Source organism: Methylobacterium sp. Leaf361 (assembly GCF_001424445.1).
Lineage (GTDB): Bacteria > Pseudomonadota > Alphaproteobacteria > Rhizobiales > Beijerinckiaceae > Methylobacterium.
Window position 1 is genome coordinate 79,130 of sequence record NZ_LMPY01000089.1, and the last position, 23,442, is coordinate 102,571.

Here is a 23,442-nt window from a genome sequence, read left to right on the forward strand (position 1 = left end):
TCCTCAAGCAGCCAGGGGCTCGGGCGCGAGGCGCCCGAACATCAAGTCGTCCACGTTCTCGATCGGGTCGCCGGAGCGGATCAGCCCCTTGCAGGCGCCCTGCTCGGCGATGTCGCCGACGAACACCGCGCCGATCAGCCGGCCGCCGCGCACCAGCAGCTTGCGGTAGAGGCCGGCGCCGGGATCGGAGAGCACGATCGCCTCCGCGTCGTCGGGCGTGTCCACGATCCCGGCCGAGAAGACCGGCAGGCCCGAAACCTTCAGGCTCGTGGACAGGGCCGTGCCCCGGTACTCGGCCGGCTCGCCCGAGAGGTGGCGGGCGAGCGTGTCGGCGTGCTCGTAGGCGGGCTCGACCAGGCCGTAGATCTGGCCGCGGTGCTCGGCGCACTCGCCCAGCGCGAAGATCCGCGGGTCCGAGGTGGTCATCCGGTCGTCGACCGTGATGCCCCGGCCGATCGCCAGCCCGGCTTCCTGCGCCAGCGCCACCGAGGGGCGCACGCCCACCGACATCACCACGAGGTCGGCCGGGAGCGCGGTGCCGTCCGCCAGCACGAGGCGCTCGACCCGGGACGCGCCCTCGATCCGGGCGGTGTCGGCCTTGAGGATGACGCGCACGCCCCGCGCCTCCATGGCGCGCTTCACCAGCCCGGCGGCGTGGTGATCGAGCTGGCGCTCCATCAGCCGGTCCATGACGTGGAGCAGCGTGGTCTCGACGCCGAGGCGCGCGAGCCCGACCGCCGCCTCGAGGCCCAGGAGGCCGCCGCCGATGACGATCGCCTTCGCGTGCTGCACGGCTGCACGGCGGATCGCCGCCACGTCGGCGAGGTCGCGGAAGGTGATGACGCCCGGAAGGTCCATGCCGGGCTTCGGCAGGCGGATCGGCAGGGAGCCGACCGCGAGGACCAGCCTGTCGAAGGGCAGGACGTGTGTCTCGCCCACGATGACGAGCCCGTTCTCCCGGTCGATCCGCGTCGCCGGCGCGCCGGTGATCAGGCGGATGCCGTGATCCGCGTACCAGTCGAGGCCCCGGAAGGCGCAGGCCGCCTCGTCGACCTCGCCGCCGAGCAGCGAGGAGAGCAGGACCCGGTTGTAGGCGGCCGTGGGCTCGGCCCCGATGCAGGTGATGTCGTAGCGGCCGGGCGCGGCCTCGGTGAGCCGCTCCAGGAAGCGCAGCGAGGCCATGCCGTTGCCGACGACGACCAGCCTCTCGCGCGGCGGGCCGTTCCCGGCGCCCGCGTCGTGTCCGCGTGTGTCCATGGGGGATGTCGCCATCGCTCGATCGCGTCTGGAACCTCGAGTGCAGGGTCGTTGGCGGACCGCCCACGAAAAAGCCGCTGCCGGTCGTCTCCCGGCAGGCTTCAGCCCCAGGGAGAACCGGATCAGCGGCCTCGCTGACGGCGCTGTCCGTCGCCGTTGACGGACGGGGGGAGGTTTGCAGGTTCCGTGCCAGACACCGCGCGGTCCGCGAGCGCCGCGCGGACCCGCAGGATCGGTGGGACGGCCGGGACGTTTCAGCCGTCTGAGCGGCGGCTTCGGCACTGCACAAAAACTGTGCGACCCGTCGCAAAAGCGATCACGGGCGGACCGGGCTTTCCGGCAGCGACAGGAGGGTCGGGACGTTTCCGGAGGCGCGTCGACGGGGGCCTACCGCGCACGCGACCGCCGCATCGACCCGATGGGCTGACCGGCAACGCGCAGCTTCGGATTATGATGAACGTATTACGTCAGTTCTCGCGACTATATCGCCGCGTGTCGCACCGATTCTCGAGTTGTAGAATCGCAGGCGCGCAATGCCGGCGCCTGGAACGCGCCCGCATCGACGTCGCGGTCCGTTACAGGAGTGTCGACAGCATCGCCAGGAGCCCCAGCGTCGGCATCGCGCCGGCGGCCAGGACCCAGTACCAGGCGTGGTGCGATCCCGCCCGACGGTTGTCGTTGCAGGCGCGGGGCACTCGGCCGCCCCGCGTGACGTAGCGTCGAAGCTCGACCCGCCCGCGCGGATGCGAGATCAACGATCCAGTTTCGAGTTTGCGGCATCCGGGCATGGCTCAAGCACAACGGGCGAGCGTGCCCCGCGTTCCGCCGCTTTTCGCCGCGATTCCGCGCGCCGATGACGAACCGCGCGAAGTGTCGCCGTCGTCAGAGATCCGCCATCGCCGCCCGGTACAGATCCGCCCTGTAGACGGTCGCGATCGCCGCCGCGATGTCGAACTGCGCGGGCACCTGCTGCGACGCCCGCATCTGCTCCAGCAGCCACCGGGCCTGCGCGGCGCGCGGCTCCTCGACCGCCGCGCCGAAGCGGATGCGCGTGCCGGGCCCGGCGGACGGGTCCGGATCGCCGAAGGCCCGGCCGACCAGGGCGGGATCGAGATCGAGATAGGTCCGGCGGGCGAGGCGATGGATCAGCTCGGTCCGGTTCTCCGGATCCGCGCACCAGCGTCCGGCCCGGGCGACCGCCCGCACCAGCGGCAGGATCGCACCGTCGAGCCGCGCGGAGACGGCCAGCACCTTCTCGGTCGCGTTCGGCGCGAGGGCGCTGCCGTGGACCGCCACACGCCCGTGGCCGGCCGCGACCGCCACGTCGTTCCAGGGCGCGCCCGCGCAGAACCCGTCGACCAGACCGCGCGCCAGCGCCTCCACGCAGTGCTGCGGCGGGACCACGACGGTGCGGAACGCCGCCGCGTCGAGGCCGCCGGCCTCGGCGAACAGCCGCACTTGGTAGCTGTGGCACGAGAAGGGATGCACCGTGCCGAGAGTCAGCGGGGTGCCGGCGCGGTGCCGGGCCTCCGCCACGCCCGCGAAGGCGCGGGCGACATCCGCCAGGGCCTCGCTGGCCGGGTCCATCGCGCCCCAGAGCGTGTTGGACAGCGTGACGGCGTTGCCGTCGGTGCTGAGCTGGAGCGGCACGATCAGGTCGGAGGGCGGCCCCGACAGGGCGAGCCGGCTCGCCAGCGCCAGCGGCGCCAGCATGTGCGCGCCGTCGAGATGGCCCAGCGCCAGCCGGTCGCGCAGCGTCGCCCACGAGGGCTCGGCGGTGAGGTCGAGGTCGAGCCCCTCGGCCCGGGCGAAGCCGAGTTCGTGGGCCGCGATCAGGGGCGCCGCGTCGCAGAGCGGAACGTAGCCGAGCTGGAGCCTCATCCGAGCAGGTCCGCGGTGGTGACGATCGCCCGGGCGATGTCGGCGATCTTGCGCTTCTCGTTCATGGCCTTGCGGCGCAGCTGCTTGTACGCCTCGTCCTCGGAGAGACCCTTCATGGTCATCAGGATGCCCTTCGCCCGCTCGATCAGCTTGCGGTCGGCGAGTTCGCCCCGCGCCTCCGTGAGCTCGCGCTGGAGGCGCGCGAAGGCGTTGAAGCGCAGGATCGCGATGTCGAGGATCGACTTGATCCGTTCCGCCCGCAGCCCGTCCACCACGTAGGCGGAGATCCCGGCATCGACGGCGGCCTGCATCATGGTCGAATCCGAGCGGTCGACGAACATCGCCACGGGCCGCTCGACCTGCCGGGAGACACCCGACATCTGCTCCAGGATGTCCCGGCTCGGGCTCTCCAGATGGATCACCACCACGTCGGGCTTGAGCGCGGCGACGCGCTCCATGAGGTCGGCGGTGTCGGGAATCACGACCACGCGCCCGATCCCGGCGGCGCGCAGGCCCTCTTCCAGGATGGCCGCGCGGGCGCGGCTCGGGTCGATCACGGCGACGGTGAGATTGGTTTCAGTCATCGTGGCCCGGTACGGGGCGGGTCTTCTTCTCGAGGTCGGCCCGGCGCGGGCCGCCGCGAGCTAAGCAAGGCCCGTGCCCGTGCTGGGCCCGCGGCGCCCGTTTCCGCGGAATCCCACCTTGCGGCACCAGTAACCGCCGCGCAAAGAAACGGTCCAGCTTCCGCCGCAATGCTGGCCGCACTGTACAGGCCTCGCGGCGGTCAAGGAGATCGGTGATTCGGATGCGCAGGCCAGATCAGCCCGCCCTGACGACCGCCGCCCACGGCCGCGTGTCCATGCCCTTCCTGCCGACGCTGGCCGTCGTGGCAATCCTGGGCGTGGCCTCGCTCTACTGCCCGACCTCGAAGCCGGGGCAGCCCGGCGCCCGGGTCGAAGCGGGCGTGTCCGCCGCTCCCGGACCCACGGATTTCGCGCCGATCGCCGCCGTCGCGGCGCCGGGCCGCCCGCCCGCCGTGATCGCGTTCGCCGAGCAGTACCCGCTCGACGCCGTGATCGCGCGGACGGGGTCCCTGCCCGCCCGTCCGGCCGTGGCCGCACGGGCGAACGCCCACGTCGCGGCCGCCGGCCGGCGCGCCTGCCCCGGCCGGCGCTGCCCTGAGACGCCCCGCAGCAACACCGATCCCATGGCGCCCGCCCGCGGGGCGGCCGATGAGGCCGAGGACGCCCTGCTCCCGTCGCAGGCCATGCCCTTCGCGGCCTCGGTGGTGGAGACCCTGGTTCCGGCCGCGCGGGCCGTCGGCGACGCGGCGAATCTCGTGCGCAGCAGCGCGAGGGCGGTCCAGGGCACGGTGGCCCTGGCGGTGGCCGACTGCCTGCGCTGACCGCGTCGGGCAGCGGGTACCCCCACCTCTGGATCTCGTGACCGGACGTCCTAGGTGCGTCGCAGCGGACGGCCCGGACTGCCGGCCGCGGACCGGGGCCGGGGCCGGATGGCTGCACGCATCGAGGATTACGCGCTCGTCGGGGATTGCCGGAGCGCGGCGCTGATCAGCCGTCAGGGCAGCGTCGACTGGTTGTGCTGGCCGCGCTTCGACGCGGCCGCCCTGTTCACCAGCCTCCTGGGAACCGAGGCGCACGGCTTCTGGAAGATCTTCCCCGAGGCCGAGCACGTCGAGACGCGCTGGTCCTACCGGCCGGGCAGCCTCGTGCTGGAGACCCGCCACACCACGCGGCAGGGCGAGGTCCTGGTCACGGATTTCATGCCGGTCGGCGACGGGTCCCATCTGGTGCGGCTCGTCGAGGGCGTGCACGGGCGCGTCGCCATGCGGATGGAGATGGCGGTCCGGTTCGATTACGGCTCGGCCGTGCCCTGGGTCTCCCGCTCGGAGCTGGGCGACCTGCGCGCCGTCTCGGGCCCGCACAAGGTCGTGCTGCGCACCGACGTCCATCTCAAGGGATCGGACGCGCAGACGACGGTGTCCGAGTTCACCGTCCATGCCGGTGACAAGCACCGGTTCGTCCTGAGCTACGGCGCCTCCCACGAGGACGACCCGCCCCCGATCGAGCCGCGCAAGGTCCTCGAGGCCACCGACCAGCACTGGCGCGAATGGTCGTCGCGCTGCGCCGGCGGCACGGGCTGGGACCGGATGCTCCAGCGCTCCCTGCTGACCCTCAAGGCGCTGATCTACGAACCCACCGGCGGCATCGTGGCGGCGCCCACGGCCTCCCTGCCGGAGGGGCTCGGCGGGATCCGGAACTGGGATTACCGGTTCTGCTGGCTGCGCGACTCGACCCTGACGCTGATCGCCCTGATGGACGGCGGCTACATCGACGAGGCGCGCGACTGGCTGGGCTGGCTGCTGCGGGCCGTGGCGGGCAATCCCGAGCAGGCGCACATCCTCTACGGCATCGCGGGCGAGCGGCTGCTGCCCGAGATCGAGCTGGACTGGCTGCCGGGCTACGAGAACTCGCGGCCCGTCCGCATCGGCAACGCCGCCGCCAGCCAGTTCCAGCTCGACGTCTACGGCGAGCTGTTCGACGCGCTCTACCAGGCCCATGCCCGCGGCCTGCCGGTGAGCAAGGACGGCCTGCGGGTCGGCCTCGCGATCCTGAACCACCTGGAGACCGCGTGGCGCGAGCCCGATGAGGGGATCTGGGAGGTGCGCGGCGGGCGTCGCCACTTCACGCACTCGAAGGTCATGGCCTGGGTGGCGTTCGACCGGGCGCTGCGCATGCACGAGATGCACGAGAACGGCGCCACGCAGGAGCAGGCCGAGCGCTGGCGCGCCGTCAAGGACGAGATCCACGCCGAGGTCTGCGAGAAGGGCTTCGATCCCGCCCTCAACAGCTTCGTGCAGTCCTACGGCGCGAAGGCGCTCGACGCGAGCCTCCTGCTCATCGCCCATACCGGCTTCCTGCCGCAGCACGATCCCCGGGTGGTCGGCACCGTGGAGGCGATCGGCAAGGGGCTGATGCGGGACGGCTTCATCCTCCGCTACGAGACCGAGGGGCAGACCACCGACGGGCTCACCGGCACCGAGGGGGCTTTCCTCCCCTGCACCTTCTGGTACGTGGACAACCTCATCGGCCTGGGGCGGCGCGACGAGGCCGGGGCACTGATCGAGCGCCTGATCGGCATCTGCACCGATCTCGGCCTCGTCAGCGAGGAATACGACGTGCAAGCCAAGCGTCTTGTGGGTAACTTCCCTCAGGCGTTCACCCACGTCGCCCTCGTCAACACGCTCCTCAGCTATACGCGCGGCGAAGGGCCGGCGGATCGGCAGGGTGGTAAGGCCAACGGAGCTCCTCCCGCCGTCCTACGGCAGCGCGAAGCCGCGAAGCGGACCGCGCGAGGCGAACTGGAAGACGCGACATCATGAGCGGTGCTGACACTCCCGCCAAGGCGGCCCTCGCTGAGATCGATACGCTCAGCATCAACACGATCCGGACGCTCGCCATCGACGCGGTGCAGAAGGCCAATTCGGGCCATGCCGGCGCGCCCATGGCGCTGGCGCCGGTCGCCTACACGCTGTGGAACCGCTACCTGCGCTACGACCCGGCGCATCCGCACTGGCCGAACCGCGACCGGTTCGTGCTGTCCTGCGGCCACGCCTCGATGCTGCTCTACGGGCTGCTGCACCTCGCGGGCGTCGCCGAGAGCGACGGCGGCAATGCCCCGGCGGTGTCGCTGGAGGACATCAAGAAGTTCCGGCAGCTCGACAGCCGGACCCCGGGCCACCCGGAATACCACTTCACCACCGGCGTCGAGACCACTACGGGCCCGCTCGGCCAGGGCGTCGCCAACTCGGTCGGCATGGCCATGGGCAGCCGCTTCCTCGGCCAGCACCTGAACCGGCCGAACCTGCCGCTGTTCGACTACAACGTCTACGCCGTCTGCTCGGACGGCGATCTCATGGAGGGCGTCGCCTCGGAGGCCGCTTCCCTTGCCGGCCACCTGCGGCTCGCCAACCTCTGCTGGATCTACGACGACAACACCGTCACCATCGAGGGCCACACGGAGCTGGCCTTCGGCGAGGAGGTCGCGACCCGCTTCCTGGCCTACGGCTGGCAGGTGCTGCGCGTCGCCGACGCCAACGACGTGCACGCGCTGGCGGGCTCGATCGAGACCTTCCTGGCCACCAACGACCGCCCGACGCTCATCATCGTCAAGTCGGTGATCGGCTACGGCGCCCCGAAGAAGCAGGGCACCTCCAAGGCGCACTCCGACGCGCTCGGCGAGGACGAGGTGAAGGGCGCCAAGCGCGCCTACGGCTGGCCGGAGGACGCCCAGTTCCTCGTGCCGGACGGCGTGCAGGAGAACTTCCGGAACGGCATCGGCAAGCGCGGCGCCGGCCTCTACGATTCGTGGCAGGACCTGCTCGCCAAGGCGAAGGAGGCGGACGCCGCCCACGCCGAGGACCTGAACGCCTTACTGGAAGGCCGCCTGCCGGAGGGCTGGGACAAGGACATCCCGGTCTTCGAGCCGGACGCCAAGGGCCTCGCCACCCGCGAATCCTCCGGCAAGGTGCTGAACGCCATCGCCCAGCACGTGCCGTTCCTGCTCGGCGGCTCGGCCGATCTGGCGCCGTCCAACAAGTCGAACCTGACCTTCGAGGGCGCGGGCTCGTTCGGCCCGTTCTCGCCGGGCGGCCGCAACCTGCATTTCGGCGTCCGCGAGCACGCCATGGGCTCGATCGTGAACGGGCTCGGCCTCTCCGGGCTGCGGGCCTACGGCGCGACCTTCCTGGTCTTCGCCGACTACATGCGCCCGCCGATCCGGCTCGCCTCGCTCATGGAGCTGCCGGTCTTCCACATCTTCACCCACGACTCGATCGGCGTGGGCGAGGACGGGCCGACCCACCAGCCGGTGGAGCAGCTCCTGTCGCTGCGCTGCATCCCGGGCCTCGTGACCCTGCGCCCGGCCGACGCCAACGAGGTCGCCGAGGCCTACCGGGTGATCTTCACGCTGAAGAACCAGCCGGCGGTTCTCGCCCTCTCGCGCCAGCCGCTGCCGACCCTCGACCGCGCGAAGTACGGGGCCGCCTCCGGCACTGCCCAGGGCGGCTACGTGCTGGCCGACAGCGAGGGCACGCCCGACGTGATCCTGCTCGCCTCGGGCTCCGAGGTGCAGCTCTGCGTCGGTGCCTACGAGGCCCTGAAGGCCGAGGGGGTGAAGGCCCGGGTCGTGTCGATGCCGTCCTGGGACCTGTTCGAGCGCCAGGACGAGGCCTACCGCGACTCGGTGCTGCCCCCCGCCGTCAAGGCCCGGGTGGCCGTCGAGCAGGGCAGCGTCATCGGCTGGGACCGCTACGCCGGTTCCGAGGGCGCGATCATCGGCATGCACACCTTCGGCGCCTCGGCGCCGATCAAGGATCTCCAGACCAAGTTCGGTTTTACCCCCGAGAAGGTCCTGGACGCCGCGAAGGCGCAGGTGGCCAAGCACAGGAAGTAGCCCGGGGGCCTGCTCTCCCGCCCGGTCCGGGCGGGAGGGTGCGTTCGGGCGAGAGTACGCGGTACGCGAGGTGAGGAACCGACATGAACGCGCTCAAGGCCCTGCACGACGAACAGGATCAAGCGGTCTGGCTCGACTTCGTGGCCCGCGGATTCATCGAGAAGGGCGAGCTGAAGCAGCTCGTGGAGCGCGACGGCCTGCGGGGCGTCACCTCCAACCCGTCGATCTTCGAGAAGGCGATCGGCCACTCGGACGAGTACGACGACAGCCTGAAGGCCGTGCAGGCGACCGGCGACAGCCGCGTCATCGACCTCTACGAGGGGCTCGCCATCGCCGACATCCAGGCGGCCGCCGACGTGCTCCGCCCCGTCTACGAGGCGAGCGACGGTGCCGACGGCTACGTCAGCCTGGAGGTCTCACCCTACCTCGCCCTCGACACCGAGGAGACCCTCGCGGAAGCGCGGCGCCTGCACAAGGCGGTGTCGCGCGACAACCTGATGGTCAAGGTGCCGGCCACGCCGCAGGGCATCCCGGCGATCCGGCAGCTGACGAGCGAGGGCATCTCGATCAACGTCACCCTGCTGTTCTCGCAGGAGGCCTACGAGGCCGTGGCGCGCGCCTTCATCGACGGTCTCGACGCGCGCGCGAAGGCCGGCCACGACGTCTCGCGGATCGCCAGCGTGGCGAGCTTCTTCATCAGCCGCATCGACGTCCTGGTCGACAAGCTCCTCGACGAGAAGATCGCGCAGGCCAACGACCCGGACGAGAAGTTCGCCCTGGAGCAGCTGAAGGGCAAGGTGGCGATCGCCAACGCCAAGCTCGCCTACCAGCGCTACAAGACGATCTTCGCCGAATCCAAGTGGACCGCGCTGGCCGAGAAGGGCGCCAAGGCGCAGCGCCTGCTCTGGGCCTCCACGGGCGTTAAGAACAAGGCCTATTCCGACGTCCTCTACGTCGAGGAGCTGATCGGACCGAACACCGTCAACACGATGCCGCCGGCCACCATGGACGCGTTCCGCGACCACGGCGTGGTGCGGGCAACCATCGAGGAGGACGTGCCCGGCGCCGAGGCCGTGATGGCCCGGCTCGCGCGGACCGGCATCGACATCGAGGCGGTCGCCGAGCAGCTGGTGAAGGAGGGCGTGCAGCTCTTCATCGACGCCGCCGACAACCTGCTGGGCGCCGTCGCCGGCAAGCGCGTCGCACTGCTGGGGCACCGTCTGGACGGGCAGAGCCTCGCCATGGACGACACCCTGTCGGCCGAGGCCAAGAAGGCCGTCGAATCCTGGCGCGCCAGCGGGTCGATCCGCCGGCTCTGGGCGGGCGACGCCTCGGTCTGGTCCGGCCACGACGAGGCGCACTGGCTCGGCTGGCTGCACATCGTCGAGGAGGAACTGGAGAAGGCCGCCGACTACGCCGCCTTCTCCGACTGGGTGAGGGCGGAGGGTTTCACCGACGCCGTGGTGCTGGGCATGGGCGGGTCGAGCCTCGGCCCGGAGGTCCTCAGCCTGACCTACGGTCAGCGCGAGGGTTTCCCGAAGCTCCAGATCCTCGACTCGACCCACCCGGATCAGGTGCGCGCCCTGGAGGCGAGCATCGACCTGGCCAAGACGCTGTTCATCGTCGCGTCCAAGTCCGGCTCGACCCTGGAGCCGAACGTCTTCCGCGACTACTTCCTGGCCCGCGCCAAGGACGTGCTCGGCGAGAAGGCCGGCGACCACTTCGTGGCCGTGACCGATCCGGGCTCCGACATGGAGCGCGCCGCCAAGGCGGATGGGTTCAAAAAGATCTTCTACGGCGTGAAGCAGATCGGCGGGCGCTACTCGGTGCTCTCGGCCTTCGGCCTCGTGCCGGCCGCCGCCATGGGCCTCGACGTGAAGGCGCTCCTCGAGACCGCCCGCATCATGGTCCGCTCCTGCGGCCCGGCCGTGCCGCCGGCCGTGAACCCGGGCGTCCTGCTCGGCACGGCCGTCGGCGCCGCGGCGCTCGCCGGGCGCGACAAGGTGACGATCGTCGCCTCGCCGGCGATCGCGAGCTTCGGCGCCTGGGCCGAGCAGCTGATCGCGGAATCGACCGGCAAGCAGGGCAAGGGCCTCGTGCCGGTGGACGGCGAGCCGGTCGGCGTCCCGGCGGTCTACGGCCACGACCGGTTCTTCGTCTACCTGCGCCTCGACGGCAACGCCGAGGCCGCGCAGGACGAGGCCCTGCGCGCCCTGGAGCGGGACGGCCACCCGATTGCCCGCATCACCCTCGACTCGATCGAGCAGCTGCCGCAGGAATTCTATTGCCTGGAGATGGCGACCGCGGTGGCCGGTGCGGTGATCGGGATCAACCCGTTCGACCAGCCCGACGTCGAGGCCAGCAAGGTCGAGACGAAGAAGCTGTTCGCCGAGGCCGAGGCGAAGGGCGCCCTCCCCGCCGAGACGCCGCTCTACGAGGACGACTGGGTCGCGCTCTACGCCGATCCGCGGAACGCCGACGCCCTCAAGCCGGCCGCCGAGGGGCTCGAGGCCGCGATCAAGGCGCAGATCGGCCGCCTGAAGGACGGCGATTACCTGGGGCTCCTGGCCTACGTCCCGCGCGACGCCGAGTCCGCCGCGATCCTGCAGGAACCGCGGATCGCCGTGCGCGACGCCCGCAAGGTCGCGACCTGCCTGGAGTTCGGGCCGCGGTTCCTCCACTCGACCGGCCAGGCCTACAAGGGAGGCCCGGACACCGGCGTGTTCCTGCAGATCACTGCGGACGCTGCCGAGGACCTGCCGATCCCGGGCCGGAAGCTCGGGTTCAGCACCGTCGTCGCGGCGCAGGCGCGGGGCGACTTCGCCGTCCTCGCCGAGCGCGGCCGGCGGGCGCTGCGCGTCCACCTCAAGGGCGGCGACACGAAGGCCGGCCTCGTCCGGGTCGCGGCGGCGCTGAAGATGGCGGTCGTCTAGCCGCCCCGGACCGGCGGCGGGGGGCTTCCCGGCCCGCCGCCGCCGGTCCGCCGCGGCGGATCGCCTGTGACGCTGGTGAAGCCGTAGGGGCCTGACCCTCGCCGCGCGGGGGCAATCGGTAAGGAAGGGCAGCAATGCAACTCGGCATGATCGGCCTCGGCCGGATGGGCGGCAACATCGTCCGGCGTCTCCTGCGCGACGGGCACACAGCCGTGGTGTTCGACCAGAACCCGGCGGCCGTCGCCGCCCTGGTCGAGACCGGCGCGGTCGGCGCGTCGAGCCTGGAGGACCTGGTCTCGAAGCTCGAGGTGCCGCGCGCGGCCTGGGTGATGCTGCCGGCCGGGGCGATCACCGAGCAGACCGTCCAGGCGCTCTCGGGGCTGATGCAGGCGGACGACTGCATCATCGACGGCGGCAACTCCTTCTACGGCGACGATGTCCGCCGCGGGGCCGCCCTGAAGGAGAAGGGCCTGCACTACGTGGATGTCGGCACTTCGGGCGGCGTCTGGGGACTGGAGCGCGGCTACTGCATGATGATCGGCGGGGACAAGGAGGCCGTCGACCGCCTCGACCCGATCTTCAAGACCCTGGCGCCCGGCATCGGCGACATCCCGAAGACGCCGAACCGCGAGGGGCGCGACCCCCGCGCCGAGCAGGGCTACATCCACGCGGGCCCGACCGGCGCCGGCCACTTCGTCAAGATGGTCCATAACGGCATCGAGTACGGCCTGATGCAGGCCTACGCGGAGGGCTTCGACATCCTCCGCCACGCCAACGCGTCCGACCTGCCGGCCGAGCGCCGCTTCGATCTCAACATGGGCGACATCGCCGAGGTCTGGCGCCGCGGCAGCGTCGTCTCGTCCTGGCTGCTCGACCTGACCGCCCAGGCACTCGCGGGCGACGAGCAGCTCACCGACTTCTCCGGCTACGTCGAGGATTCGGGCGAGGGCCGCTGGACCATCAACGCCGCCGTCGAGGAGGGCGTCCCGGCGACGGTGCTCTCCGCCGCGCTCTACCGCCGCTTCCGCTCCCGCGAGCACGCGAGCTACGCCGACAAGCTGCTCTCGGCGATGCGCAAGGGCTTCGGCGGCCACCAGGAGCCGAAGGGCTGAGCAGGACGCCCGCAGGCCGACCTGTCCGACCCCCGAAGCCGCAGGGCCCGAACCCATGAGTCTTCCCGTCGGAACCCACGTCCTGAAGGATCCGGAGGCGGTCGCCCGCGAGGCGGCCGAGCGGATCATCGTGGCCTGCGGCGAGAGCCGGTCCGACCGGATCGCGCTCTGCCTCTCGGGCGGCTCGACGCCCAAGGTGCTGTACGGCCTGCTCGCCGGGCCGGACTACGCGGCCCGGGTGCCGTGGGAGCGGATCCACTGGTTCTTCGGCGATGACCGCGCCGTGCCGTGGGACGATCCGCGCAGCAATGTCCGGATGGTCCGCGAGGCGTTCGGGCACGGGTCCCGGATCCCGCCGACGCATCTCCACTTCATCCCGTCGGACGCGGGTCCGGAGGCGGGCGCCCGCGCCTACGAGCGGACGCTCCGCGACTTCTACGGGGCCGAGCGCCTCGATCCGGCCCGCCCGCTGTTCGACCTCGTGCTGCTCGGCCTCGGCGAGGACGGGCACACCGCCTCGCTGTTTCCCGGCAAGCCTGCCGTCGACGAGACCCGGCGGCTCGTCGTCGCCGTGCCCGAGGCCGGCCTGGAGCCGTTCGTTCCGCGGATCAGCCTGACGCTGCCGGCGCTCGCGTCCTCCCGGCACGTGCTGTTCCTCGTCACCGGGGCCGGCAAGCGGGCCCCGCTGGCCCGGCTGGCCGCCGGCGAGACCCTGCCGGCCGGCCGCGTAACCAGCGCGGGCGCCGTGGCGTGGCTGCTCGACGAGGCCGCGGCCGGCTGAGCCCGCCGCGCCGGCGTCAGCCGCGCGGGAATGATCGGGCGCGCGCAACACCATTTCCTACTCGGGCGTCTCCGAGCAATGGCATTGCCACGTCGCACGTGATGACGTTCGAGAACGCAACCCGTCATCGCCAGCCTCTGGGTATCCTTCGTGCAGCCTCGTGAAAGGGCACCGAAGGAGACCTGCCGATGCCGCAGACCACCATCCCGACCGACGTCGAGGCGATGCTGGCGAACCTCGCGCGCTCCGCGAGCCGCTCGCCGGAGGCCTATCTGGCCTCGGCCCGGGCGACCCTGGTGCGCCTGCTGGCCCAGCCGGATCTGCTCGACCCGTCGCGGCTGGTCGGCCGGGGGCCCGGCCTGAGCCGGAACCTCCTGTTCGGCACCGAGGCGATCAGCGTCTGGGCGATGGTCTGGGCGCCCGGCACGGTCACGCCGGTCCACGACCACCACTGCTCGTGCTGCTTCGGCCTGCTGCGCGGCAGCCTCCGGGAGACGTGGTATCGCCCGATCAGCGAGACCCACGCGGTGGCGACCATGGACGCCGTCCGCGAGCCCGGCTTCGTCGCCTGCATGATGCCCACGGGGCCGAACCTGCACCGGATCGCCAATGACGGGCCGGAGGCGGCCGTCTCGATCCACGTCTACGGCTACGATCACCGGGCGCAGGACTCGTCGATCCACCGCACCTACGCGGTGGCGGCGGGCTGAGCCCCGCCGCGGCGCGGTCGGGTCACGCCACGTAGATCGTCGGGACGGCGGTCGTGTACTTCATCTCCTCCATGGCGATGGAGGAGGACAGGTTCGAGAAGTCGAGCTTGGCGATGAGGCGCTGGTAGACCGCGTCGTAGGCCTCGATATCGGGCACCACGATCCGCAGCAGGTAGTCGATCTCGCCGGTCAGGCGCCACGCCTCGACGATCTCCGGGAAGCCGGCGACCACCCGCCGGAACGCGTCCGACCAGTCTGCGGCGTGGCGCGGCGCCTTCACGGCCACGAACACCGTGGTGGGGACGTTGACCTTGCGGCGGTCGACCAGGGCGACCCGGCGGCGGATCACCCCGGACGCCTCCAGCTTCTTCACCCGCCGCCAGCACGGCGCCGCGCTGATGCCGACCTGTTCGGCGAGTTCGGCCACCGGGAGCGTCGCGTCCTGCTGGAGGAGATCGAGGATCTTCCGGTCCACGGCGTCCATGCGATCGATGCTCCCGTCGGCGCGTCCGGGCCGGACTACAGGGCGAAGTGCTTCGAGAGCTTGAGCCCCTGGGCCTGGTAGTTCGAGCCGGCCCCCGCCCCGTAGAGCGTCTCCGGCAGGTCGAGCATCCGCTCGTAGACGAGGCGGCCGACGATCTGCCCGTCCTCCAGAAGGAAGGGCACGTCGCGGGAGCGGACCTCCAGCACGGCCCGCGCGCCCGCCCCGCCGGCCCCGGCATAGCCGAAGCCCGGGTCGAAGAAGCCCGCGTAGTGGACGCGGAACTCGCCCACGAGGGGATCGAACGGCACCATCTCGGCGGCGTGGTCCGGCGGGACCTGCACGGCCTCCTTGGAGGCCAGGATGTAGAACTGGCCGGGATCGAGGATCAGGCTGCCCGATCCGTCGGCGGCGAGGGGCTCCCAGAAATCCGCCGCCCGGTGGCGGCCGGGGGCGTCGACGTCGACGAGGCCGGTGTGGCGCTTGGCCCGGTAGCCGACGAGGCCGTCGAAGCCGGCGAGGTCGACCGAGACCGCCACGCCCCCCTGGAAGGACGGGCTGCCGGCGTCGACCAGGGCCGAGCGGGCGTGCAGCAGGCCGAGCTCGGCCTCGGTCAGCCGCGGCGCCCCGCGGCGGAAGCGGATCTGCGACAGCCGCGAGCCGCTGCGCACGAGGACCGGGAAGGTGCGCGGCGAGATCTCCGCGTAGAGCGGCCCGTCGTAGCCGGGCTCGACCTGGTCGAAGGCCTCGCCCCGGTCGGTGATGACGCGGGTGAAGACGTCGATGCGCCCGGTCGAGCTCTTCGGGTTCGCGGCCGCCGCGAGATCGGCCGGCAGGGTGAGGCTCTCCTGGAGCTCCGCGATGTAGACGCAGCCCGTCTCCAGGACGGCGCCCGGGCGCAGGTCGACGGCGTGCAGCGACAGCCGGTCGACGCAGGCCTGGACCGTCCGTCCCGAGCCGGGCAGGAAGCTCGTCCGCACCCGGTAGGCCCTGGCGCCCAGGCGCAGGTCGAGGCTCGCGGGCTGGATCTGATCGGCCGCGAAGGGGCTCGCATTCCGGATGCCGCCCGCCTGCGCGAGGGCGGCGATCGCCTGGGCCGGCAGGATGCCGGATCGGCCGTCCGCGCTCGACTCGGCGGCTCCCGTGGCTGCGCCCGCGTTCATCGCGCCCCTGACTCCCTCGCGCGCCCCGGCCGGTCCGCGTCACGCCGAGCAGCGTTGTCCGCCGGGACCCGCTAACGCGGGCTTAACCGCGTCCGGAGGCCTCGTGAGGCCGGCGCCGCGACCGGCGGCCCGCCGCGCCGCGCGAGGTAGTCCGCCGCAATTGACGGCGATTCCGCCGCCCACTACCACCGGCCGGGAAGCGCGTTCCATTCGGCTTCAGCGAGTCGTACCGTCCGAAGAAGGGCCAAATAGGGCGATGTACAAGGCCGAGACGCGGGGAATAAGTGTGACGGTCCAGTCTCGTTTCGTCGAGGAGGAGTCCTCGCCGACCGAGAGCCGGTACTTCTTCGCCTACACGGTCGAGATCGTGAACAACGGCAGCGAGCAGGTCCAGCTGCGCTCGCGCCACTGGCGGATCATCGACGGGCACGGGGCCTGCCAGGAAGTGCGCGGCACCGGTGTGGTCGGCAAGCAGCCGGTGCTGGAGCCGGGCGAGTCCTTCTGCTACACCAGCGGCTGTCCGCTCAACACGCCCGACGGGTTGATGGCCGGCAGCTACACCATGGCGACGGTGGCCGGCGAGAGCTTCGAGGCCGAGATCCCCGCCTTCTCCCTCGACAGCCCGCACGTCCGCCGCAGCCTGCACTGAGGTCCCGGCCGGGGCCTCGCCCCGGAGGAATCCATGTCCGCGACCGGCGAGCGGCTGAGCCCGCTCGACATGCTCGCCCGCCTCGTGTCCTTCGACACGGAGAGCGACAAGTCCAACCTCGCTCTGATCGACGCCGTCTGCGCCTATCTCGACGGCTGGGACGTCCCGTACCTGCGCCTCCCGAACGCGGCGGGCGACAAGGCCGCCATCCTCGCCACGGTCGGCCCGATGGTCGACGGCGGCACCGTCCTGTCCGGACACACCGACGTGGTGCCGGTGGCGGGCCAGGCCTGGACCGGCGACCCGTTCACCCTGCGCGTCGCCGACGGCCGGGCCTACGGACGGGGCGCGGTCGACATGAAGGGCTTCGACGCGCTGGCCCTGGCGCTCGTGCCCGACATGCTCGCCGCCGGCCTGAAGCGGCCGATCCACATCCTGCTCTCCTACGACGAGGAGACGACCTGCCTCGGCTCGATGGACGGGATCGCGCGGTTCGGCGACGGCCTGCCGCGGCCGGCGGCGGTGATCGTCGGCGAGCCCACCGGGATGGAGGTGGCGGACGCCCACAAGAGCATCGTCACCTGCCTCACCACGGTCCACGGCCACGAGGCCCATTCCGCCCGCCCCGCCCTCGGCGCGAACGCCGTGGCGGCCGCCTGCGACCTCGTCGCCGGCCTCAACCGGATCGCCGACCTGATGATCGAGCGCGGCGACCCGTCCGGGCGGTTCGACCCGGCCTCGACCACGGTCCATGTCGGGACGATCCAGGGCGGCACCGCCCGCAACATCCTCGCCAAGGAGTGCCGCTTCCTCTGGGAGTATCGCGGCCTGCCGGATCTCGACCCGGCCGAGATCCCGCGGCTCTTCGCGGCCGAGGTCGAGCGGGTCACCCGCGAGCGCCTCAACCGCTACGGCGCGTTCGGGCGGATCGAGACGCTGGAGGAGGTCGACATCCCCGGCCTCGCCCCGGAGCCGGGCTCGGCGGCCGAGCGCCTCTGCCTGCGCCTCGCCGGACGCAACCACACCGTCGCGGTCCCCTACGCCACCGAGGCCGGGCGCTTCCAGGCGGCCGGTCTCCCGACGGTGGTCTGCGGCCCCGGCGACATCGCCCAGGCGCACCAGCCCGACGAGTTCATCACCCTGGATGCCCTGGGCCAGGGTGAGCACTTCCTGCGCGAGCTGATCGAGGCCAGTGCGTCATGAATGCGGTGACCGGTATCACCATCAAGCTGCGTCCGCTGGAGCGGGAGGACCTGCGCTTCGTCCACCAGCTCAACAACAACGACAGCATCATGCGCTACTGGTTCGAAGAGGCCTACGAGTCCTTCGCCGAACTGCAGCAGCTCTACGAGCGCAACATCCACAACCAGACCGAGCGGCGCTTCATCGTGGCCGATCCGAGCGGGGAGCCGGCCGGGCTGATCGAGCTCGTCGAGATCAACCACCTGCACCGGCGCTGCGAGTTCCAGATCGCGATCCACCCGAGCTTCCAGGGCCGCGGCTACGCGTGGCAGGCGACGCGGATCGCCATGGATTACGCGTTCAGCGTGCTCAACATCCACAAGCTCTACCTGCACGTCGACCGGGACAACGCCCGGGCCGTGCGGATCTACGAGCGCTGCGGCTTCCACCCCGAGGGCGTGCTGAAGGACGAGTTCTTCGTGAACGGGCGCTACCGCGACGCCGTGCGGATGTGCCTGTTCCAGCCGGACTACCTGAGGGCCCGCGGCGGAGGCGGCGACATCGCCGAGCCCGTCCTGAAGGTCTGAACCGGGTCTCGTCCGCCGCCGACGGGCGACGGACGAGTTCGAAACGACGCGGGGGCGGAGCCCGTCGGCCCCGCCCCCGCGCTCACGCCGCTCAGTTGCGGCCGGCACCGCCCGTCTGGCCGCCGGCCCGGCCGGCACCCTGGGCGCCGCCCATGGCGCCGTTGCCGCCCGCGCTGCCGCCGCTCATGCCGCCGCGCTCCGCGCCGCCCGTCCGGCCGCCCTCGGCGCCGGACTTCATGCCGCCCTGCTGGCCGCCGCGATCCGACGCGTTCCGGATGCCGTCCTGCTGGCCGCCGCGCATGTCGCTGTTGCGCATGCCGTCGTTCTTGCCTTCCTGCTGACGGGAGGCCTTGTCCATCCCGCGATCCTGGCCGCGGTCGTTCCGGTCCATCCGGCCTTCGTTGCGGCCCTCGTTCCGCGACGCGTTGCGGATGCCGTCGCGCTCGCCACGGTTGTCGAAGCGCGCGCCTGCGCGCTGCTCGGAGCGGAAGCTCGCGCTGACCGCACCGCCGCCGCTCAGGCGCCGGTACTCAGCGGAGCCGTAGCGCACCCGCTGGCCGCGGATCGTCACGAAGCGGTCCTCTTGGACGGAGACGAGGCGGCGGTACTCGGGGGAGCCGTACACCACGCGCTGGCCGCGAATGACCACGTAGCGCTCGCGCGGGCCGGTCTCGCGGACGCTGACCAGGCGGCGGTACTCGGGCGAACCGTAGAGCACGCGCTGGCCGCGGATCACGACGTAGCGCGCGCGCGGGCCGCGGTTCTCGGTGACGATCAGGCGGCGATACTCCGGCGAGCCGTACACGACCCGGCGGCCGCCGATGAACACGTAGCGGCCCTCGCGGCGGAAGCCGCCCTCGACCCGCTCGGACCGGACATCCGTCCGGCTCACGTCGGTCCGGCCGCGGAAATCGGTCCGGTCGGCGCGGCGGTCACCGCGGCGGTCACCGCGATCGGCACGCGCGCCGTCGCGATCCCCGCGCTCGTCGCGGTCGGCGCGATCACCGCGGCGGTCGCCCCGCTCGGTGCCGGCCCGGTCCTTGTCCTGAGCCATGCGATCCTGACCCGTGCGGCCCTCGCCGCCGGCCTCGCGGCCCTGCGCGGACCGGCCTGCCTCGGCACCGGAGCGCTCGGACCCCGCCTGGCGGCCGCCCTTCATGTCACCCTGCATGCCACCCTGGGCGCCGCCCTGCATGCCACCGCGCTCGCCGCCGCCGGCCTTCATGCCGGACTCGGCGCCACCCTGACCGCCGCGACCGCCCATCCCGGCGCCGCGATCGGCGCCACCCTGCTGGGCGTAGGCCGAGGTGCTGATCAGCAGCGCGGCCAATCCGATCGATAATTTCCGCATGGCGTACCCTCCAATGTTGAATCTGCGACGCAACGTCAAAGGTCGCGAAACGGTTCAGCCTGGAGAGCTCAAAAATTTACGCAACGAATACCGATCTTCGTGCGTTTCGCGCGGAAAAGCTTGGCCGTAGACGCGGACATGCTGGTCCGCAGGCCCGCTGTCCTGCGCTCTACTGGCCCGGCTGTCCGGCGATCTCGGCCTCGACCTCCTGAGGGTCGAGGTCGTAGCGCCGGGAGCAGAACTCGCAGGTGATGACGATGCGCCCGTCATCCGCCACCATCTCGTGCCGCTCCTGCGGCGTGAACGAGCGGATCATGCCCATCACCCGCTCCCGCGAGCAGCGGCAGGTCTCCTGGACGGGCTGGCGGTCGAACACCCGCACCCCGCGCTCGTGGAACAGCCGGTAGAGCAATCGCTCGCTGGAGACGTTCGGATCGACCAGCTCGTGATCCTCGATGGTCGCCACCAGCGAGCGGGCCTCGACCCAGGCATCGTCCTCCGGCGCGTCCCCCGAGAGGTGCGCGTGGCCCTCCGGGATATCGCCCGGGGGCAGGTCGGCGAGGCGCGCCCGATCCACCGACTGGGGCAGGAACTGCACGAGCAGCCCTCCGGCCCGCCAGCGCCCGGCCCCCTCCTCCACGGCCTCGGCCACGGCGAGTCGCACCTGCGTGGGGATCTGCTCCGACTGGCGGAAATACTGGTGCGCGGCCTCCTCCAGGCTCTGGCCCTCGAGGGCGACGACGCCCTGGTAGCGGCTCGCGGCTGTGCCCTGGTCGATGGTCATGGCGAGATGCCCGGTGCCGATCAGCTCGGCATCCTTGAGCGGGCCGGTCCCGAGGGCCGCGACCCGCTCCGGCTCGAACCGCGCGGTGGCGCGCAGCCGGTCCGGGGCCTCGAAATCGACCACGATCATCGCGACCGGACCGTCGGTCTTGGTCTGGAGCTGGAACCGGCCCTCGAACTTGAGGGAGGAGCCGAGCAGCACCGTCAGCGCCGCGGCCTCGCCGAGGAGGCGCGCCACCGGGTCCGGGTAGCCGTGGCGGCGCAGGATCGTGTCGACGGCCGGGCCGAGCCGGACGACGCGGCCGCGGACGTCCAGCGCCTCGACGGCGAAGGGCAGGACGGCGTCGTCCGTGCCGGCATGGCCGTTGCCGGCATTCTGGGGCTGGGATGGCGACTGGGGGTGCGACTGCGTTCCTGAGGTCATGCCCTCTCCGATCGATGCGTCCGGCGGCGCGTGCCGGCAAAGCGGGGATCCGTCCTCCCGGGGGCCGGGCGGCGTGAGGCGATGACCTTGGCGGAGCGATCGGATCCCTCACCCCGTCCAGCCCGGAGCGGGAGCGGCGGCGCAGCGCGCTCCGTTCGTCGCCGGGATGCCGCCTTCCGGCGGCCGTGATGGGGAGACGGGCAGCACGGGCCGCCCGCTCACGCCTATATGGTGCGCCGACCCCGCGAGCGCGAGGCCGGACAGTATGAGTGCGGGATCAGAGCCCGCTGGCGCCGAGGCACCAGGCCAGGATGCCCTTCTGCGCGTGCAGGCGGTTCTCGGCCTCGTCGAACACCACGGAGCGCGGGCCGTCCATCACCTCGGCCGTCACCTCCTCGCCGCGGTGGGCCGGGAGGCAGTGCATGAAGATCGCGCCCGGATTCGCCGCCGCCATCAGCTTGTCGTTGACCTGATAGGGGCTGAGCAGGTTGTGGCGGTGCGCCTCGTCGTCGTCGCCCATCGACACCCAGCAATCGGTGACGACGGCATCGACGCCGTCCACCGCCGCGAAGGCGTCGGTGGTGACGTGGACGTCGGCACCCTCCTGCTGCGCCCAGGCGAGGAGCGCCGGCGGCGGCGCGAGCTCCGGCGGGCTCGCGACGTTGAGCGTGAAGTCGAACCGGGCGGCGGCGTGGACCCAGCTCGCCAGCACGTTGTTCGCGTCGCCCGACCACGCGACCTTGCGGCCGCGGATCGGCCCGCGATGCTCCTCGAAGGTCAGCACGTCGGCCATGATCTGGCACGGGTGCGAGACCTTGGTCAGGGCGTTGATCACCGGGACGGTGGCGTACTCGGCCAGCTCCAGCATCTGACCGTGGTCGAGGATGCGGATCATGATCGCGTCGACGAAGCGCGAGAGCACCTGCGCGGTGTCGCCGATGGTCTCGCCGCGGCCGAGCTGCATCTCGGAGCCGGTGAGCATCAGGGTCTCGCCGCCGAGCTCGCGCATCGCCACGTCGAAGGAGACGCGGGTGCGGGTCGAGGGCCGGTCGAACACCATGGCCAGGGTCTTGCCGGTGAGCGGGCGCTCGGCCGCCAGCTCGCCCTTGCGGCGGCGCGCCTTGATGGCGGCGCTGGCATCGAGGACCCGGCGCAGCTCCGCGCCGGAGAAATCCTTGAGGTCGAGGAAATGACGAGGGCCGGCACCGTTCAGGTGCCTGGCCGGGGCCTGTGCCCGGCCGTCAATCTGGGCTTTCATCGCGTCACAATCACTAGAGTCTGCTCACCGATCACCTGATCATGAACCGCACTCTACCTCCTGGCAGGGGCATCTCCGTCACGCGCGGCGGGATCGACCGCGCCCGGAAATGCTTCGGGCCGCCCTCCGGGGTCCGGGGGGCGGTGTTCTCAATCGCGCGGATCGATCCTACTCGGCCGCGCCGCGCACGGCCTCGAAGCCGGACGCCGCCGCGTCCAGGCGGCGGACCGCCTCGTCGATCTCGGCCTCGCCGATGGTCAGCGGCGGCAGCAGGCGGACGATGTTGTCGCCCGCCGGGATCACCAGCAGGTGCGCGTCCCGCGCGGCGGCGGCGAAGTCGGTGTTCGGCACGCCGAGCTTGAGGCCGAGCATCAGCCCCTCGCCGCGGATCTCCTGGATGACGTGCGGGTGGCGGTCGCGCAGGGCCGCGAGCTTCTGCTTGAGCAGCAGGCCGGAGCGGGCGACGCGCGCGAGGAAGCCCTCCTCCAGCACGACGTCCAGCACGGCGTTGCCCACCGCCATGGCGAGCGGGTTGCCGCCGAAGGTGGTGCCGTGCGTGCCGGCGGTCATGCCGCGCGCGGCCTCCCGGGTCGCGAGGCAGGCGCCCAGCGGGAAGCCGCCGCCGATGCCCTTGGCGACGCTCATGATGTCCGGGGTGATGCCGGACCATTCGTGCGCGAACAGCCGCCCGGTGCGGCCGACGCCGGTCTGGACCTCGTCCATGATCAGCAGGAGGCCGTTGGCGTCGCAGATCTCACGCAGCCGGCGCAGGTCCGCGTGGGGGATCTCCCGCACGCCGCCCTCGCCCTGGATCGGCTCGATCATCAGCGCCGCCGTCTCCGGCCCGATCACCGCCTCCAGCGCCGCCCAGTCGCCGGCTGGGACCTGGTCGAAGCCCTCGACCTTCGGACCGAAGCCCTCGATGTACTTCTGCTGGCCGCCGGCCGCGAGCGTCGCCAGCGTCCGCCCGTGGAAGGCGCCCGCGAAGGTGACGATCCGGTAGCGCTCCGGCTGCCCGCCGGCCGCGTGGTACTTGCGGGCGATCTTGATCGCCGCCTCGTTCGCCTCCGCGCCTGAGTTGCAGAAGAACACCACGTCCGCGAAGGTCGCGTCGACGAGGCGCTGCCCGAGGCGCTCGCCGCCCGGGATCTGGAACAGGTTCGAGGTGTGCCAGATCTTGCCCGCCTGCTCGGTCAGCGCGCCGACGAGGTGCGGGTGCGCGTGGCCGAGGCCGTTCACCGCGATGCCGGCGCCGAAGTCGAGATATCGCTCCCCACCCTCCGTCACGAGCCAGGCGCCCTCGCCGCGCTCGAAAGCGAGCGGCGCGCGGACGTAGGTCGGCAGAAGGGCTGACGTCACGGGTCCCATCTCCGTTTCACGCAGGATCCCGGAGCGAGCGTTGAGCCGGCTCCAAA

20 protein-coding genes are annotated in these 23,442 nt (G+C 71.8%); 10 read left to right on the forward strand and 10 right to left on the reverse strand.

From position 1 onward, the window contains the following. Positions 1-3: 3 nt before the first annotated feature. The 4 genes from ASG32_RS31475 to ASG32_RS31490 all read right to left on the reverse strand — a co-directional run bounded on the left by ASG32_RS31475 (position 4) and on the right by ASG32_RS31490 (position 3,722). Positions 4-1,257: an FAD-dependent oxidoreductase gene (locus tag ASG32_RS31475; RefSeq protein WP_056533962.1), complete on the reverse strand. Its 1,254-nt coding sequence runs from the start codon at positions 1,255-1,257 to the stop codon at positions 4-6. A 575-nt stretch (positions 1,258-1,832) separates the two neighbouring features. Further along, positions 1,833-2,012, reverse strand: coding sequence for a hypothetical protein (locus tag ASG32_RS31480; protein ID WP_020094181.1), 180 nt, complete (start codon positions 2,010-2,012; stop codon positions 1,833-1,835). 127 nt (positions 2,013-2,139) lie between these two features. Further along, positions 2,140-3,138 (reverse strand): CmpA/NrtA family ABC transporter substrate-binding protein, encoded by a 999-nt coding sequence (locus ASG32_RS31485; protein ID WP_056533963.1) that lies wholly within the window; start codon positions 3,136-3,138, stop codon positions 2,140-2,142. Continuing rightward, a complete protein-coding gene (locus ASG32_RS31490; protein ID WP_026605088.1) occupies positions 3,135-3,722 on the reverse strand; it encodes an ANTAR domain-containing protein in 588 nt (195 codons plus the stop codon). The genes ASG32_RS31485 and ASG32_RS31490 overlap by 4 nt, the downstream gene beginning before the upstream one ends. Before the next feature lie 221 nt (positions 3,723-3,943). Here ASG32_RS31490 and ASG32_RS31495 point away from each other — a divergent pair, with 221 nt between their 5' ends. The 7 genes from ASG32_RS31495 (at position 3,944) to ASG32_RS31525 (ending at position 14,149) form a co-directional block, all read left to right on the forward strand. Next, the gene (locus tag ASG32_RS31495; RefSeq protein ID WP_056533967.1) at positions 3,944-4,543 is read left to right on the forward strand and encodes a hypothetical protein; all 600 of its coding nucleotides are present in this window, start codon (positions 3,944-3,946) and stop codon (positions 4,541-4,543) included. A 108-nt stretch (positions 4,544-4,651) separates the two neighbouring features. Beyond that, complete coding sequence (locus ASG32_RS31500; protein WP_056533969.1) at positions 4,652-6,541, forward strand: glycoside hydrolase family 15 protein; 1,890 nt, start codon at positions 4,652-4,654, stop codon at positions 6,539-6,541. Beyond that, positions 6,538-8,613 carry a transketolase gene (gene tkt / locus ASG32_RS31505; RefSeq protein ID WP_056533972.1) on the forward strand — a complete coding sequence of 692 codons (2,076 nt, stop codon included), beginning with the start codon at positions 6,538-6,540 and terminating at the stop codon, positions 8,611-8,613. The genes ASG32_RS31500 and tkt overlap by 4 nt, the downstream gene beginning before the upstream one ends. An 83-nt stretch (positions 8,614-8,696) precedes the next feature. Next, a complete protein-coding gene (locus tag ASG32_RS31510; protein WP_056533975.1) occupies positions 8,697-11,546 on the forward strand; it encodes a bifunctional transaldolase/phosoglucose isomerase in 2,850 nt (949 codons plus the stop codon). Between the two features lie 134 nt (positions 11,547-11,680). Beyond that, complete coding sequence (gene gnd, locus ASG32_RS31515) at positions 11,681-12,658, forward strand: phosphogluconate dehydrogenase (NAD(+)-dependent, decarboxylating) (RefSeq protein ID WP_056533977.1); 978 nt, start codon at positions 11,681-11,683, stop codon at positions 12,656-12,658. 55 nt (positions 12,659-12,713) lie between these two features. Beyond that, entirely contained in the window at positions 12,714-13,439 is a 726-nt protein-coding gene (pgl, locus tag ASG32_RS31520) for a 6-phosphogluconolactonase (protein ID WP_056533979.1), read from the forward strand. A gap of 188 nt (positions 13,440-13,627) precedes the next feature. Next, a complete protein-coding gene (locus ASG32_RS31525; protein WP_056533981.1) occupies positions 13,628-14,149 on the forward strand; it encodes a cysteine dioxygenase family protein in 522 nt (173 codons plus the stop codon). 22 nt (positions 14,150-14,171) lie between these two features. Here ASG32_RS31525 and ASG32_RS31530 read toward each other — a convergent pair whose 3' ends face one another. Together ASG32_RS31530 and ASG32_RS31535 are read right to left on the reverse strand one after the other, a co-directional pair. Beyond that, entirely contained in the window at positions 14,172-14,633 is a 462-nt protein-coding gene (locus ASG32_RS31530; RefSeq protein ID WP_012319278.1) for an Lrp/AsnC family transcriptional regulator, read from the reverse strand. Positions 14,634-14,668: 35 nt separating this feature from the next. Then, entirely contained in the window at positions 14,669-15,793 is a 1,125-nt protein-coding gene (locus tag ASG32_RS31535) for a 2'-deoxycytidine 5'-triphosphate deaminase (RefSeq protein WP_056533983.1), read from the reverse strand. Positions 15,794-16,049: 256 nt separating this feature from the next. Here ASG32_RS31535 and apaG point away from each other — a divergent pair, with 256 nt between their 5' ends. Genes apaG through speG form a run of 3 tightly spaced genes read left to right on the forward strand, consistent with a single transcriptional unit; the run spans position 16,050 to position 18,211 of the window. Next, the gene (gene apaG, locus ASG32_RS31540) at positions 16,050-16,442 is read left to right on the forward strand and encodes a Co2+/Mg2+ efflux protein ApaG (RefSeq protein ID WP_012319280.1); all 393 of its coding nucleotides are present in this window, start codon (positions 16,050-16,052) and stop codon (positions 16,440-16,442) included. A 33-nt stretch (positions 16,443-16,475) separates the two neighbouring features. Next, on the forward strand, positions 16,476-17,645 hold the full coding sequence (gene argE / locus ASG32_RS31545; protein WP_056533989.1) for an acetylornithine deacetylase: 1,170 nt from the start codon (positions 16,476-16,478) through the stop codon (positions 17,643-17,645). Positions 17,646-17,659: 14 nt separating this feature from the next. Continuing rightward, positions 17,660-18,211, forward strand: coding sequence for a spermidine N1-acetyltransferase (gene speG, locus ASG32_RS31550; protein ID WP_026605087.1), 552 nt, complete (start codon positions 17,660-17,662; stop codon positions 18,209-18,211). 91 nt (positions 18,212-18,302) lie between these two features. Here the strand turns inward: speG and ASG32_RS31555 are convergent, their stop codons facing one another. From ASG32_RS31555 to ASG32_RS31570, 4 genes are all read right to left on the reverse strand, one after another. Beyond that, on the reverse strand, positions 18,303-19,562 hold the full coding sequence (locus ASG32_RS31555; protein WP_056533995.1) for a hypothetical protein: 1,260 nt from the start codon (positions 19,560-19,562) through the stop codon (positions 18,303-18,305). 169 nt (positions 19,563-19,731) lie between these two features. Further along, positions 19,732-20,769 carry an Hsp33 family molecular chaperone gene (locus ASG32_RS31560; RefSeq protein WP_082558136.1) on the reverse strand — a complete coding sequence of 346 codons (1,038 nt, stop codon included), beginning with the start codon at positions 20,767-20,769 and terminating at the stop codon, positions 19,732-19,734. A gap of 277 nt (positions 20,770-21,046) precedes the next feature. Beyond that, complete coding sequence (gene argF / locus ASG32_RS31565; protein WP_056533996.1) at positions 21,047-22,027, reverse strand: ornithine carbamoyltransferase; 981 nt, start codon at positions 22,025-22,027, stop codon at positions 21,047-21,049. Positions 22,028-22,195: 168 nt separating this feature from the next. Further along, on the reverse strand, positions 22,196-23,386 hold the full coding sequence (locus ASG32_RS31570; RefSeq protein ID WP_026605084.1) for an aspartate aminotransferase family protein: 1,191 nt from the start codon (positions 23,384-23,386) through the stop codon (positions 22,196-22,198). Between the last annotated feature and the right edge of the window lie 56 nt (positions 23,387-23,442).